Genomic DNA, 14230 nt, shown 5'->3' on the forward strand with positions numbered 1-14230 from the left:
ATGAAGCCGATTACGGGGGACCTCACGTACGAGCTACTGGCACGTGGCTCCCACCATTCCCACCACTACCACCACACCGGCACCTACGGAGGCGGCGGCGACGGCGTCATCGACTGGTGGGAGTGGCTGATCCTGGGCATCGGCGTCATCGTCGTGATCTGGGCGCTGGTGAAGAAGTTCAGCTCGGACTGACGGGCGCCCGGCTGCGGGGGCCGACCGGCGCACATCAGGTCGCGCAGTCGTACGGCCTGGCGGGGTGCATCCCGCTTGGAGGCGGCGGCTGCGGTCGGCGCAGCCCGCCACCCACCCCCGTCGGCGACAACGACGAGCAGGACGACCGCCCGGTACTAGTCGGCGGCCGGCCGTTCTTCACGGCTGTCCGCGATCCGCCGGACAGCCCGCAGGGCATCGGCCAACCCACGGGCGAGGAAACGCACTTGCTGCGCACTGGTCGTACGGTCGGCGAGCATGTTCTCGGCGTACTCGAGGATGTCGTCCGCCATGCCCAACTGGACGCTCTCGACGTCGTCGGCCAAACGGGACACGAAGCCGGTGCCGTCACCGACGAGGTAGCAGGGGTTCCCGTTCGGACTGGTCCACGGCAACAGCCGCGCCGGGCCCGCAGATCGCTCGCTCATGCCACCGCCTCCAGCCCGTATTGCTGCTCGTACGCGACGAGGGGCGGGGGCAGGGGTGCGACGGCGTCGGCCCTACGGCGTCCCGAGGGCGGGAACAGTCGCCTCAGCAGTGGACCGAACAGCTTCGCGGTAGCGTGATACACGTCGTCGACCTCCACAGGATTGGTGACCATGCCCCCGGGTCGTTGCCGCGACCGCGGGGGTTTTCGTCACTCAGCATTGCCGATCGAGCACGCTCGGTGCACGCTGGGCGTGTCACCAAAGTCCCCTAGTGGACAGCAAGTTGAAGGTGTGTTCGTGCAATGGAGCTGAACAATGAGGACGACTGCAGGCCCACTCCGCGTACGGTGCTGGGACGGCGCCTACGACGCCTGCGGGAGGCTGCGGACCTCTCCCAGCGGGGCCTGGCCGACAAGGTCGGCTATCCGCACACGTACATCAGCCGGGTCGAGCGTGGGGAACAGCTTCCCTCCGAGGCGCTCGCGGAGGATCTGGACACGCATTTTGCGACGGCCGGACTCTTTGTCGAGTTGCTCTCGCTGGCGCAGGATGCGTCGATTCCGGACTATGGGCGGGTGGTCGTAGCGGGTGAGGCGAAGGCGGCCCGCATCCAGGTGTTCGGAAGCAGTCTGGTTCCTGGACTCCTGCAGACGGAGGAGTATGCGCATGCCCTGATGCGCGCTTCGCTTCCCGGTGAATCCCAGGAACGGATAAAGGAACGGGTCGCAGCGCGAATGCACCGAAAGCGCGTATTCAGCAGAGCCCAAGCGCCATTTTACTGGGCAATCATGGATGAAGCGGCCTTAAAGCGCCCAATCGGGGGTGCAGTGTGTATGAGAGGTCAGCTTCATCATGTACTGGATGCGGCTGATTCGCCCCGCATCTCGGTTCAGGTGCTCCCCTTCTCGGAGGGGGAACATCCCTTGCTCGGCGGCAGTTTGAGTCTGTACACCGTGCAGAACGGGTCAACCTTCGGATATGTAGAAAGCTTTGCTTCGGGCGAGTCCGTAGAGTCACCGGAGAGGGTTATCGAGCTCACGCAGAGGTTTGACGTTGCCCGTTCCAAGGCTCTGTCGGAAAGCCGAAGTCTCGACCTGATTCGAAGCTACCTGAGAGAGTACGGAGATGAACACAATTCCTGACGCGTCTGCTCTGAGCGGCTGGCGTAAGTCCAGTCACAGCAACGGCGAAGGGGCTGAGTGCATCGAGGTTGCCGACGGCTACCCCGGTCTCGTCCCCGTGCGCGACAGCAAGGCCCCGCAGGGGCCGGCGCTGTTCTTCCCTGCGGATGGCTGGTCGGCGTTCATCGCGGCCGTCAAGCGCGGTGAGTTCCGGGCCTGAGTCTCCCCACGCGAGACGTTCGGCGATGGTGTGGTTCCCCGGCCGTCGGCCCCGTCTCACGCCCCCGTGTCCCCCTCCTCGGGCTCCTCAGGTTCCCCCATCACCTCCCGCGCGAGCTGGATGAGGTCCGGGATGCGGGGGTGGCCGGGGGCGTCGCGCCAGGCGAGGAGGACGGGGACGGGTGGGGCGTCGGTGAGGGGGATGTAGGCGATGGAGGGGTGGGGGTACATGTCGGCGGTGGCGGTGGTGGTGACGCCCACGGCGCGGCCGGCGGTGAGGGCGGCGAACCAGTCGTCCTGGTTGGCGATGGGGAGGGTGGAGGTGGGGCGCGCCGTGGCGGGCCACAGGTCGAGGGTGGTGGTGCCGGAGACGGTGTTGAGGGCGATGGTGCGGGTGGCGAGGTCGCTGAGGGAGAGGGCGGGGCGGTGGGCCAGCGGGTCGTCGGCGGGGAGGCCGGCGACGCGGGGTTCGGTGGTGAGCTGGGCGGTGAGCAGGCCGGGGGTGTGGACCTCGCCGCGGAGGATGGCCGCGTCCACGTCGCCGCGGGTGAGGCCGGCCGTGCGGTCGTCGATGCGGAGGAGTTCGAGCGGGGTGTCGGGGTGGACCTGGTGCCAGCGGCGGAGCAGGGCGGTGGTGTCCGTGCCGGCGGCGGACCAGGCGTGGCCCACGCGGAGGGGCCAGGCGGTGTGCCGGCCGAGGCGCAGGGCGCGGTCGAAGGCGGTGACGGCGATGGCCGCCTGGTCGCGGAAGGAGGCGCCGTCGGGGGTGAGGGCGAGGTGGTGGGTGGAGCGGTCGACGAGCCGGCGGCCCAGTTCCTGTTCGAGCTGGCGGAGCGTCCGGGAGACGGCCGGCTGGGTCAGGTGCAGGCGTTCGGCGGCGCGGGTGATGCTCAGGGTGTCCGCGATGGCGAGGAAGCAGCGGAAATGACGCAGCTCGATGCTCATGCGCGCGGAGCATAACAAGAGGAAGAGCGGCATTTCACGGAGCGGATGGGCGGGCCTTAGCGTGGGGATGTGAACGCTTCGTCCGAGGGTCCTGAGGGACGTATTTCCGCCGCCTCCATCCACGATCACGCGCAGGGTGGGGGTGGCGCGCACGGTCACGGTCACGGGCCGGGCGCGCCCGGCCCGGACATTCTCCGGCCGGTGCCGGCCTCGCCCGAGGTGCTGACGGCGGAGGCCGGGGCCGCGGGTGCCGGCGCCGCCGGGGCGCGCGGGCGGATCGGGTCGGTGGCGCTGGTGATCGGCGGCATCGTGTCGCTGCAGTTCGGTTCGTCGGTGGCGGTGCTGCTCTTTCCGCGGGCCGGGGCGCTCGGGGTCGTCACGCTGCGGCTGGTCGTCGCCTCGTTGGTGCTGCTGATCGCCTGCCGTCCCAAGGTGCGCGGTTATTCGCGGGGCGACTGGGGGACGGTGCTCGCGTTCGGGGTGGCGCTGGCGGGGATGAACTCGCTCTTCTACCAGGCGATCGACCGGATACCGCTGGGGGCGGCGGTCACGCTGGAGTTCCTCGGGCCGCTGATCCTTTCGGTGGCCACGTCGCGGCGGCTGCTCAGTCTGGTGTGGGCGGCGCTGGCGTTCGGCGGGGTGGCGCTGCTGGGCCGGGAGGGGTTCGACGGGCTGAACCTGGCCGGCGCGGGGTTCGCGCTGGCCGCCGGCGGGCTCTGGGCCGCGTACATCCTGCTCTCCGCCCGTACGGGGCAGCGCTTCCCGCAGGCGGACGGGCTGGCGCTCGCGATGACCGTGGCTGCGCTGCTCAGCCTGCCGCTCGGGGTGTTCAGTGCGGGCGGTGCGTTGCTGGACCCGGTCACGTTGGGGCTGGGGGCCGCGGTGGCGCTGATGTCGTCCGTGCTGCCGTACACGCTGGAGCTGCTGGCCCTGCGCAAGCTTCCGGCGTCGGGTTTCGCGGTGATGATGAGCCTGGAGCCGGCCGCCGCGGCCACCGCCGGGTTCCTGGTGCTGAGCCAGGCGCTGGGGTGGCCGGAGATCGTCGCGATCGGGTTGGTGGTCGTGGCGAGTGTGGGGGCGGTGCGGTCGTCGGCGCGGTGAACCGGCCGGCTTCTGCGCCGGGGCCGCGTCCGGTGTGGCGCGGTCCCTTCCGTTCCGCGCGGTTCGCGGTGCCCTCGCCCGCCGGCCGCTCGTCACGTTCCGTGCGGGTCGTCGGTGCCGTCGCCCGCCGGCGGTGGGTCGGTGCGGTCGCGCGCCAGGCCCTCCAGGCGGCGGCCAGGTCGAGGTCGCGCCGGCTGCGGGCGTGGTCTCAGCGCGGTACCGCGAACCGCAGTTCCGGGCGTTCCCAGGTGATCTTCGGCGGTGACGGGGGGACCGTGCCCACCCGCTGGGCGCCGAGGCGCAGGTAGAACTCCTCGGCAGGGGGGTGGGAGACCACCCGTACCTCGGGCAGCCGGGCCTGCGCGGCGCGCCCGAGCATGTGTGCCAGCAGGCGTCGGCCGATGCCCCGGCCCTGTGCCTCGTCGGCGACGAATGCCAGGTCCAGTTCCGGCGGGTCCGGTACGAGGGCGTAGAAGCCCAGCAGCCGGTCGGCGGGGTCGGCGGCCAGGAACACCTCGTGCCGGGCGAGGTAATCGGCGGTGACGCGGTAGCCGGCGATGATCGGGGCGTACGTGCCCCGGTAGGCGCCGGACGATCGGACCAGGGCGGTGAGGCGGGCCGCGTCCGCTGTGGTGGCGCGCCTGATCGTGAAGGAGGGCTGCACCCGCGCGAGTATAGGGGCGCAGGCCGCGAGTGGGTGTTACGTGGGCCGAAATCATGCAGGCGTGCTTGATTGTTTCCCGGTGCGCTGGCACGCTCGGACCGCACGTCGTCCAGTCATCACCCGATGAGTCAACGCCCCCTGCGGTGAACGTAGTTGGGGCCGACGAGGGGAGTGCCCCCGTGTCCGACCGTGACCCCGGTGCCGTCTTGGCGGATCTCCTGGCGGACCTCCAGGTCGAGAGTGAGGAGCTGGACGCACTCGTGGCCGGGTTGCCGGCCGGGCGGTGGGCGGAGGCGACGCCCGCCGAGGGGTGGACGATCGCCCATCAGATCGCGCATCTGGCCTGGACGGACCGGCAGGCGCTGCGGTCGGCGACCGACCCGGAGGGGTTTGTGCGGGCCGCGCGGGAGGCGCTCGCCTCGCCGCTGACCTTCGTCGACGAGGCCGCCGGGGCGGGGGCCGCGGTGCCGCCCGCGGAGCTGCTCGCGGACTGGCGGGCCGGCCGTGAGCAGCTGCTGCGGGTGCTGGCCGAGCGGCCGGCGGGGGAGAAGCTGCCGTGGTTCGGGCCGCCGATGAGTGCCCTGTCGATGGCGACCGGACGGCTGATGGAGACCTGGGCGCACGGGCAGGACGTCGCCGATGCGCTGGGCGTCACCCGGCTGCCCACCGCACGGCTGCGGCACGTCGCCCGGATCGGCGTCCGCGCCCGGGACTTCTCCTACGCCGCGCACCAACTCACCCCGCCAGCCGAGGAGTTCAGGGTCGAGCTGCGGGCGCCGGACGGTACGGTCTGGGCGTACGGGCCGGCCGGGGCCGGGCAGCGGGTGACCGCGGACGCGCTGGAGTTCTGCCTGCTGGTGACCCAGCGGGCGCACCGCGACGATCTGCCGTCGGTGCGCGCGGAGGGGGCGGAGGCGGAGCGCTGGCTGGGGATCGCCCAGGCGTTCGCCGGCCCGCCGGGGAAGGGCCGGGCGCCCGGGGCCGGGGGAGCCACCGCGTGAGCGGGGGCGGGCCGCTGCGGATAGGCAACGCCTCCGGTTTCTACGGCGACCGGTTCGGTGCGTTCGAGGAGATGCTGACCGGGGGGCCGCTCGACGTCCTGACCGGCGACTACCTCGCCGAGCTCACCATGCTGATCCTGGGGCGGGACCGGCTGAAGGACCCGTCCCGCGGCTATGCCAGGACCTTCCTGCGGCAGCTGGAGGCGTCCCTCGGGCTCGCCGTCGAGCGGGGCGTGCGGATCGTCACCAACGCCGGTGGGCTCAATCCGGCCGGACTCGCGGATGCCGTACGGGAGGTGGCGGTCAAGGCCGGTGTGCCGGTGCGGGTGGCGCATGTGGAGGGCGACGATCTGCTGGCCCACAGGTCCTGGGGCGCCGGGGTGCTCACCGCCAACGCCTATCTGGGGGGTGAGGGCATCGCGGCCTGTCTGCGGGCCGGGGCCGATGTGGTGATCACCGGACGGGTCACGGACGCCGCGCTGGTCAGCGGGGCCGCCGCGGCGCACTTCGGCTGGCCGCGGACGGACTTCGACCGGCTGGCAGGGGCGGTGGCGGCCGGGCATGTGCTGGAGTGCGGGGCGCAGGCGACCGGCGGCAACTACTCCTTCTTCGCGGCGCATGACGTGCGGCGGCCCGGTTTCCCGCTCGCGGAGATCGCCGCGGACGGCTCCGCGGTGATCACCAAGCATCCGGGGACCGGCGGGGTGGTCGACACCGGGACGGTCACCGCCCAACTGCTGTACGAGACGGCCGGTGCGCGCTACCCGGGGCCGGACGTCACCACGCGGCTGGACACCGTACGGCTCACCCAGGACGGCCCGGACCGGGTGCGGATCGAGGGGGTGCGCGGCGAGGCGCCGCCGCCGGACCTCAAGGTGGGCCTGACCCGGCTCGGCGGCTGGCGCAACGAGGTCACCTTCGTGCTGACCGGGCTGGACATCGAGGCCAAGGCCGAGCTGGTGCGGACGCAGATGACGGCGGCCTTCGACGCGGCGGGCCGGCGGCCGGCGCAGGTGCGCTGGACGCTGGCCCGTACGGACCGGGCCGACGCCGACGTCCAGGAGGAGGCCGGTGCGCTGCTGCGGCTGGTGGTGCGGGACGCCGACCAGGAGGCGGTCGGGCGGGTGGTCAGCGGCGCCGCGGTCGAGCTGGCGCTGGCCAGTTACCCCGGTTTCCAGCTGACCGCGCCGCCCGGCAAGGGCGCCCCCTACGGGGTCTTCGAGGCGGCGGCGGTGCCCCAGGCGGAGGTGCGGCAGGTGGCCGTCCTCCCGGACGGGGAGCGGGTCGCGGTCCCGCCGGTCGAGGAGTGGGCAGCGCCGGTACCGGTGCCCGAACCGCCGCTGCCCGCCCCGCTGCCGGTCACCGCCACCCGGCGGGCGCCGCTCGGGCTGGTCGCCGGGGCCCGCAGCGGCGACAAGGGCGGCGCGGCGAACGTCGGGGTCTGGGTTCGGACCGACGCGGCCTGGCGCTGGCTCGCCCACACCCTCACCGTCGACCGCTTCCGCCGCCTCCTGCCCGAGACCGCCGAACTGCCCGTCGCACGCCACGTCCTGCCGCGGCTGCGGGCCCTCAACTTCACCGTCGACGGGCTGCTCGGCGAGGGCGCCGCGGCCCAGGCCCGGTTCGACCCGCAGGCCAAGGCCCTGGGGGAGTGGTTGCGCGCCCGGCACCTGGACATACCCGAGGAGCTGTTGTGACCGTACTGGGAACCGCGCTCGACACCGCCGGCCCCGGCTACGCCGAGCGGCGGACCGCGATGCTCGGCAAACTCGCCGAGGTCGAGGCGGAACACGCCAAGGCGCTCGCGGGCGGGGGCGAGAAGTACGTCCAACGTCACCGGAAACGCGGCAAGTTGCTCGCCCGGGAGCGCATCGAGCTGCTGCTCGACCCCGACACCCCGTTCCTGGAGCTCTCCCCGCTCGCCGCCTGGGGCAGCGATTACGCCGTCGGTGCCTCGCTCGTCACCGGCATCGGGGTCGTCGAGGGCGTCGAGTGCCTGATCACCGCCAACGACCCGACCGTACGCGGCGGCGCCAGCAATCCGTGGTCGCTGAAGAAGGCGCTGCGGGCGAACGAGATCGCGTTCGCCAACCGGCTGCCGTGCCTCTCGCTGGTCGAGTCCGGCGGCGCCGACCTGCCGTCGCAGAAGGAGATCTTCATCCCGGGCGGTGGCATCTTCCGCGACCTCACCCGGCTGTCCGCCGCCGGGATCCCCACCGTCGCCGTCGTCTTCGGCAACTCCACCGCCGGCGGCGCGTACATCCCCGGCATGTCCGATCACGTGATCATGGTGAAGGAGAAGGCCAAGGTCTTCCTCGGCGGACCGCCGCTGGTGAAGATGGCCACCGGCGAGGAGAGCGACGACGAGTCCCTCGGCGGCGCCGGGATGCACGCCCGCACGTCCGGCCTCGCCGACTACTTCGCCGTCGACGAGCAGGACGCGATCCGGCAGGCGCGGCGCGTCGTCGCACGCCTCAACCACCGCAAGGCGTACGGCGATCCACCGCTCGCCGAGCCACCCAAGTACGACCCCGACGAGCTCCTCGGCATCGTGTCCGACGACCTGAAGGTGCCCTTCGACCCGCGCGAGGTCATCGCCCGCCTCGTCGACGCCTCCGACTTCGACGAGTTCAAGCCGCTGTACGGGAGCAGCCTCGTCACCGGGTGGGCGGCGCTGCACGGCTACCCCGTCGGCATCCTCGCCAACGCCCAGGGGGTGCTCTTCAGCGCGGAGTCCCAGAAGGCCGCCCAGTTCATCCAGCTCGCCAACCAGCGCGACATCCCGCTGCTCTTCCTCCACAACACCACCGGCTACATGGTCGGCAAGGAGTACGAGCAGGGCGGCATCATCAAGCACGGCTCGATGATGATCAACGCGGTCAGCAACAGTCGCGTCCCCCACCTCTCCGTCCTCATGGGCGCCTCCTACGGCGCCGGCCACTACGGCATGTGCGGCCGCGCCTACGACCCCCGTTTCCTCTTCGCCTGGCCCAGCGCCAAGTCCGCCGTCATGGGCCCGCAGCAGCTCGCCGGCGTCCTCTCGATCGTCGCGCGGCAGTCCGCCGCCGCGAAGGGACAGGCCTACGACGAGGAGGCCGACGCCGCGCTGCGCGCCATGGTCGAGCAGCAGATCGAGGCGGAGTCGCTGCCGATGTTCCTGTCCGGCCGGCTCTACGACGACGGTGTCATCGACCCGCGCGACACCCGCACCGTCCTCGGCATCTGCCTGTCCGCGATCCACACCGCACCGTACGAGGGCGCCCGCGGCGGCTTCGGCGTCTTCCGGATGTGAGGTTCCCCGTGATCCGTTCGCTCCTCGTCGCCAACCGCGGCGAGATCGCCTGCCGTGTCTTCCGTACCTGCCGTGACCTGGGCATACGTACTGTCGCCGTGCACTCGGACCCGGACGCGGACGCCCTGCACGTCCGCGCGGCCGACCTCGCCGTACGACTGCCGGGGGCCACCCCCGCCGAGACCTACCTCCGCGCCGACCTCGTCGTGAAGGCCGCCCTGGACGCGGGCGCCGACGCCGTCCACCCCGGCTACGGGTTCCTGTCCGAGAACGCCGACTTCGCGCGGGCCGTCACCGACGCCGGGCTGGTGTGGATCGGGCCGCCGCCCGAGGCGATCGAGGCGATGGCGTCCAAGACCCGCGCCAAGGAGCTGATGGGCATCGCGCCGCTGGGGGAGGTGACCGCGTCCGACCTGCCGGTGCTGGTGAAGGCCGCCGCGGGCGGGGGCGGGCGCGGCATGCGGGTCGTCCGCGAACTGGCCGCCCTGGAGGACGAGTTGGCGGCGGCCCGGGCCGAGGCGCGGTCCGCGTTCGGGGACGGTGAGGTGTTCGTCGAGCCGTACGTCGAGGGCGGGCGGCACGTCGAGGTACAGGTGCTCGCCGATGCGCACGGCGCGGTGTGGCTGCTCGGTACGCGCGACTGCTCCCTGCAGCGCCGCCACCAGAAGGTGATCGAAGAGGCGCCGGCACCGGGCCTCGCCCCCGAACTCGTCAAGGAACTCCACGAGTTGGCCGAGCGCGCCGTGCGGGCCACCGCGTACGTCGGTGCGGGGACCGTCGAGTTCCTCGTCACCGACGGCACCGGAGGAGCCACCGCCCACTTCCTGGAGATGAACACCCGCCTCCAGGTCGAGCACCCCGTCACCGAGGCGGTGTTCGGCCTCGACCTCGTCGCGTGGCAGCTGCGGATCGCCGAGGGCGAGGCCCTGGACGCCTCGCCCCCGACACCGCGCGGGCACGCCGTCGAGGCCCGCCTCTACGCCGAGGACCCGGCCGCCGGCTTCGCGCCGCAGACCGGCACCCTGCACCGACTCGCCGTACCGGATTCCGTCCGCCTCGACACCGGATACACCGACGGCGACACCATCGGCGTGCACTACGACGCGATGCTCGCCAAGGTCGTCGCGTACGCGCCCACCCGCGCCGCCGCCGTCCGCGCACTCGCCGGAGCGCTGGAACGGGCCGAGGTGCACGGCCCGGTCACCAACCGCGACCTGCTCATACGGTCCCTGCGCCACCCCCGGTTCACCGACGCCCGCATGGACACCGGTTTCTACGACCGGCACCTCGCCGAACTCACCACCCCCGACGAGGACCCGTACGCGCCGCTCGCCGCCGCCTTGGCCGGGGCCGCCGGGGCGTCCCGCTTCGGCGGGTTCCACAACGTCCCCTCGCAGCCCCAGCACAAGCGCTACCGCTCCGAGCCGCACGGCACCGAGCACGAGGTCCACTACCGGCACACCCGCGACGGACTGGAAGCCGACGGAGCGCGGGTCGTGCACGCCACACCGACCCGTGTCGTCCTCGAAGTCGACGGTGTGCAAAGGAAGTTCAGCGTCCACACCTACGGCGACCGCGTCCACGTCAACGACGTCGCCCTCACCGCCCTGCCCCGCTTCACCGACCCCAGCGAGCAGCGCGCCCCCGGCTCCCTGCTCGCGCCCATGCCCGGCACCGTCGTCCGCGTCGCCGAAGGGCTCACCGAAGGCGCCGCGGTCACCGCCGGGCAGCCCCTGATCTGGCTGGAGGCCATGAAGATGGAACACCGCATCTCGTCTCCCGCCGCCGGAACGCTCACCGCCCTGCACGCCGCCGTCGGCCGTCAGGTCGAGGTCGGCGCGCTGCTCGCCGTCGTGGACGTCGCGGACCCCGCAGACGTCGTACAGGAGGGAACGCCCGCATGAGCACCGTCCTCGAAACCGAAGAGCACCAGGCCCTGCGCGCCGCCGTCGCGGCCCTCGGCAAGCGGTACGGCCGCGCCTACGTGACCCGCGTCGTCGGCGCCGGCGGCCACCTCGACGAGCTGTGGACCGAGGCGGCCAAGCTCGGCTACCTCGGCGTGAACCTCCCGGAGGAGTACGGCGGCGGAGGCGGCGGCATCGCCGAACTCTCCATCGTCCTGGAGGAGTTGGGGGCGGCCGGCTCCCCGCTCCTCATGATGGTGGTCTCGCCCGCCATCTGCGGCACCGTGATCGCCCGCTTCGGCACCGAGGAGCAGAAGCGGGCCTGGCTGCCGGGTCTGGCCGACGGCTCCCGGACCATGGCGTTCGGCATCACCGAGCCCGACGCGGGCTCCAACTCCCACCGGATCACCACCACCGCCCGCAAGGACGGCGGGGACTGGATACTCAACGGCCGCAAGGTGTTCATCTCCGGCGTGGACATCGCGGACGCCACCCTGATCGTCGGCCGTACACAGGACGCGCGCAGCGGCCGCCTCAAGCCCTGCCTGTTCATCGTGGAGCGCGAGACCCCCGGCTTCGGCCGCAGCCACATCCCGATGGAACTGGCCGCCGCGGAGAAGCAGTTCGAGCTGACCCTGGACGACGTACGCCTTCCGGCCGACGCCCTTGTGGGTGGGGGCCCCTCCCACGCCTTCGGCAGTGGGGGAGAGGACGCGGGGCTCCTCCAGCTGTTCGCGGGGCTCAACCCCGAACGCATCATGACCGCCGCGTTCGCCCTCGGCATGGGCCGCTACGCCCTCGACCGGGCCGTCGACTACGCCCGCACCCGCCAGGTGTGGAAGGAACCGATCGGCGCCCACCAGGCCGTCGCCCACCCGCTCGCCCAGGCCCACATCGAACTGGAACTGGCCCGGCTGATGATGCAGAAGGCCGCTCATCTCTACGACGCCGGGGACGACCTTGCCGCCGGCGAGGCCGCGAACATGGCCAAATACGCGGCGGGAGAGGCCTGCGTGCGGGCCGTCGACCAGGCCGTGCACACCCTCGGCGGCAACGGCCTCACCCAGGAGTACGGCCTGGCCTCCCTGATCACCGCCGCCCGGGTCGCCCGGATCGCACCGGTCAGCCGCGAGATGATCCTCAATTTCGTCTCGCACCAGACCCTGGGGCTGCCCAAGTCGTACTGAGCGGCGATGATCCCGTCCGGTGGGGCGGACGGCAGCCGCCCGCCCCACTGCCCCCGCCCCACCGCACAGCCCCCCAGCCCCCACAATCCCCGGAAAGATCCCCAAGACCCCCGCCCCGCGGCGTCAACGCGCCCGCCTGGGAAAGGAGTTCGACCGTCCGATGACCGACGCACCCGTGACACCGCTGGTGACGCGCTCCCACGAGCGCGGCATCACCACCCTCACGCTGGACTCGCCGCACAACCGCAACGCGCTCTCCGCCCGGCTGGTGGCCGAACTGCACCAGGCGCTCGCGGACGCCGCGGCCGACGACGAGGCCCGGGCGGTCGTGCTGACCCATACGGGCACGACGTTCTGCGCCGGCGCGGACCTGTCCGAGGCCACGTCGGGCGCGGCGAAGGACGGGCCGCTGGAGCTCGCCCGGCTGCTGCGCGCGATCGTGGCCCTGCCGCGGCCCGTCGTCGCCCGGGTCACCGGCCACGTCCGCGCCGGCGGCCTCGGGCTGCTCGGCGCGTGCGACATCGCGGTGGCGGGCCCGGCGGCCACCTTCGCCTTCACCGAGGCCCGGCTCGGGCTCGCCCCGGCCGTCATCTCACTGCCGCTGCTGCCCCGCATCGACGCCCGGGCCGCGGGCCGCTACTACCTGACGGGCGAGAAGTTCGGCCCGGCGGAGGCGGCCCGGATCGGGCTGGTCACGCTCGCCGCCGACGACGTCGACACCGGCCTGGCCCCCGTACTGGACGGCCTGCGCAAGGGCTCCCCCCAGGGTCTCGCGGCCTCGAAGAAGCTGGTCACGGCGGAGGTCCTGGCCACCTTCGACCGCGATACCGACGCGCTGGCGGAGGAGTCCGCACGCCTCTTCGGCTCCGCTGAGGCCCGCGAGGGCATGACGGCCTTCCTGGAGCGACGGGCCCCGGCATGGGCGCGCTGACCCCGGCCCGGGACGGCCGGACGGGCAAGGGGCCGCGAACCGATGGCCGGCCGCAGGCGGGCGGCCGACCACAGACCGGCAAGGAACCGCAGCAGGAGCGCAGCCGCGCCACCCGCCGCAAGCTGCTGGAGGCCGCGATCTCCTGCCTCGCCGAGCGCGGCTGGAGCGGCAGCACGGTGTCCGTGGTCGCCGAGCGCGCGGGCGTCTCCCGGGGCGCCGCCCAGCACCACTTCCGCACCCGCGAGGACCTCTTCACCGCGGCCGTCGAGCACGTCGCGGAGAAGCGGCAGGGCGCTCTGAAGGCGGTGGCGCACAACCTGCCGCCGGCCGGCTCGATCGCCCGTACCTGGATCATCGTCGAGGAACTCGTCGGCCTCTACACGGGACCGCTGTTCCGGGCGGCCCTGCACCTGTGGGTGGCCGCATCCGACGAGGAGCAGCTCCGCGAGCGCGTCACCGCCCTGGAGGCCCGCGTGGGCCGGGAGGCCCACCGTACGGCGGTGGCCCTGCTCGACGCGGACGAGTCGGCCCCCGGCGTCCGCGAAACGGTGCAGGGCCTGCTCGACATGGCCCGCGGCCTGGGCCTCGCGAACCTCCTGACCGACGACTCGGCCCGCCGGGAGCGGGTGGTGGAACAGTGGTCAAAGATCATCGACGCGGAGCTGAACCGTTCGGATTGATTCCCACGTAGCTGGCTGTTCCGCCGCGGGGCTTGCTCGCCGTTGCGCTTTGCGGCGCCCCGCACGTAGCTGTCTGCGGCGCCGCGGCTGTTGCTCGCGGTTCCGCTGCGCTTTGCGGTGCTGCGTACGTACCCGTCTCTCCCGCTGCGGGGCTTGCTCGCCGTTGCGCCTGGCGGCGGGCGTTTGTTTGTCGGGTGCGGTGCCGGCCCTCCAGACTTCGTCCTCCGGTCCAGCCCCTCCCGTGGGTGGGTGGTGTGAGGCCGGTGGGGGTGGGCGTCGTCGTCCTGGGTGTACCTCGTGTTGTGGGGGGAGCGGGAATATGTCCCCCTACCGTTGAGTTAAGGCATGCAAGGGGCGCTCGCGACCCCTACGGGATCTGTTCGACCGTCCCCTACGGGTCCCAAGGACCCCTTGCAGCCCCAACGCTTGCCCCCAGCCACCGCATTCCCCTCCCCCAACGGGAGGGGACGGGCCGGAGGGGCCGGTTGTGTGGACGTAAAGCGTCAGCAGTCCACACAACCGGCCCCGGAGGTCCGTCACCGCACCC

At 72.5% G+C, this 14230-nt stretch carries 15 protein-coding genes; 11 read left to right on the forward strand and 4 right to left on the reverse strand.

Going from position 1 to position 14230, the window contains the following annotated elements; all coding sequences use genetic code 11:
* On the forward strand, positions 1-192 hold the full coding sequence (locus ACGF4C_RS23105; protein ID WP_030415705.1) for a hypothetical protein: 192 nt from the start codon (positions 1-3) through the stop codon (positions 190-192).
* Between the two features lie 155 nt (positions 193-347).
* Here ACGF4C_RS23105 and ACGF4C_RS23110 read toward each other — a convergent pair whose 3' ends face one another.
* Positions 348-638 (reverse strand): hypothetical protein, encoded by a 291-nt coding sequence (locus tag ACGF4C_RS23110; RefSeq protein WP_393568701.1) that lies wholly within the window; start codon positions 636-638, stop codon positions 348-350.
* Positions 635-811: a hypothetical protein gene (locus ACGF4C_RS23115; protein ID WP_393568702.1), complete on the reverse strand. Its 177-nt coding sequence runs from the start codon at positions 809-811 to the stop codon at positions 635-637. Before ACGF4C_RS23115 ends, ACGF4C_RS23110 begins: the two co-directional genes overlap by 4 nt.
* A gap of 129 nt (positions 812-940) precedes the next feature.
* On the opposite strand from ACGF4C_RS23115, the gene ACGF4C_RS23120 reads away from it, so the two are divergent.
* Both ACGF4C_RS23120 and ACGF4C_RS23125 read left to right on the forward strand, forming a co-directional pair.
* Positions 941-1780 carry a Scr1 family TA system antitoxin-like transcriptional regulator gene (locus tag ACGF4C_RS23120; RefSeq protein WP_393568703.1) on the forward strand — a complete coding sequence of 280 codons (840 nt, stop codon included), beginning with the start codon at positions 941-943 and terminating at the stop codon, positions 1778-1780.
* Complete coding sequence (locus tag ACGF4C_RS23125; RefSeq protein ID WP_393568704.1) at positions 1764-1979, forward strand: DUF397 domain-containing protein; 216 nt, start codon at positions 1764-1766, stop codon at positions 1977-1979. Before ACGF4C_RS23120 ends, ACGF4C_RS23125 begins: the two co-directional genes overlap by 17 nt.
* A gap of 56 nt (positions 1980-2035) precedes the next feature.
* Here ACGF4C_RS23125 and ACGF4C_RS23130 read toward each other — a convergent pair whose 3' ends face one another.
* Positions 2036-2923, reverse strand: coding sequence for a LysR family transcriptional regulator (locus ACGF4C_RS23130; RefSeq protein WP_393568705.1), 888 nt, complete (start codon positions 2921-2923; stop codon positions 2036-2038).
* A 222-nt stretch (positions 2924-3145) separates the two neighbouring features.
* Here ACGF4C_RS23130 and ACGF4C_RS23135 point away from each other — a divergent pair, with 222 nt between their 5' ends.
* Positions 3146-4024: a DMT family transporter gene (locus tag ACGF4C_RS23135; RefSeq protein WP_393568725.1), complete on the forward strand. Its 879-nt coding sequence runs from the start codon at positions 3146-3148 to the stop codon at positions 4022-4024.
* Positions 4025-4232: 208 nt separating this feature from the next.
* On the opposite strand, the gene ACGF4C_RS23140 is transcribed toward ACGF4C_RS23135, so the two are convergent.
* Complete coding sequence (locus tag ACGF4C_RS23140; RefSeq protein ID WP_393568706.1) at positions 4233-4688, reverse strand: GNAT family N-acetyltransferase; 456 nt, start codon at positions 4686-4688, stop codon at positions 4233-4235.
* 179 nt (positions 4689-4867) lie between these two features.
* Between ACGF4C_RS23140 and ACGF4C_RS23145 the strand changes: the two genes are divergently transcribed.
* From ACGF4C_RS23145 to ACGF4C_RS23175, 7 genes are all read left to right on the forward strand, one after another.
* Positions 4868-5689 (forward strand): TIGR03084 family metal-binding protein, encoded by an 822-nt coding sequence (locus tag ACGF4C_RS23145; protein WP_393568707.1) that lies wholly within the window; start codon positions 4868-4870, stop codon positions 5687-5689.
* Positions 5686-7386 carry an acyclic terpene utilization AtuA family protein gene (locus tag ACGF4C_RS23150; protein WP_393568708.1) on the forward strand — a complete coding sequence of 567 codons (1701 nt, stop codon included), beginning with the start codon at positions 5686-5688 and terminating at the stop codon, positions 7384-7386. The genes ACGF4C_RS23145 and ACGF4C_RS23150 overlap by 4 nt, the downstream gene beginning before the upstream one ends.
* On the forward strand, positions 7383-8981 hold the full coding sequence (locus ACGF4C_RS23155; protein WP_393568709.1) for an acyl-CoA carboxylase subunit beta: 1599 nt from the start codon (positions 7383-7385) through the stop codon (positions 8979-8981). Before ACGF4C_RS23150 ends, ACGF4C_RS23155 begins: the two co-directional genes overlap by 4 nt.
* Before the next feature lie 8 nt (positions 8982-8989).
* Positions 8990-10885 (forward strand): acetyl/propionyl/methylcrotonyl-CoA carboxylase subunit alpha, encoded by a 1896-nt coding sequence (locus ACGF4C_RS23160; protein WP_393568710.1) that lies wholly within the window; start codon positions 8990-8992, stop codon positions 10883-10885.
* A complete protein-coding gene (locus tag ACGF4C_RS23165; protein ID WP_393568711.1) occupies positions 10882-12072 on the forward strand; it encodes an acyl-CoA dehydrogenase family protein in 1191 nt (396 codons plus the stop codon). The genes ACGF4C_RS23160 and ACGF4C_RS23165 overlap by 4 nt, the downstream gene beginning before the upstream one ends.
* A gap of 160 nt (positions 12073-12232) precedes the next feature.
* Entirely contained in the window at positions 12233-13003 is a 771-nt protein-coding gene (locus tag ACGF4C_RS23170; RefSeq protein WP_393568712.1) for an enoyl-CoA hydratase family protein, read from the forward strand.
* Entirely contained in the window at positions 12991-13683 is a 693-nt protein-coding gene (locus tag ACGF4C_RS23175) for a TetR/AcrR family transcriptional regulator (protein ID WP_393568713.1), read from the forward strand. The genes ACGF4C_RS23170 and ACGF4C_RS23175 overlap by 13 nt, the downstream gene beginning before the upstream one ends.
* Positions 13684-14230 lie beyond the last annotated feature (547 nt).

Source organism: Streptomyces sp. NPDC048197 (assembly GCF_043202395.1).
Classification (GTDB): domain Bacteria; phylum Actinomycetota; class Actinomycetes; order Streptomycetales; family Streptomycetaceae; genus Streptomyces; species Streptomyces siderophoricus.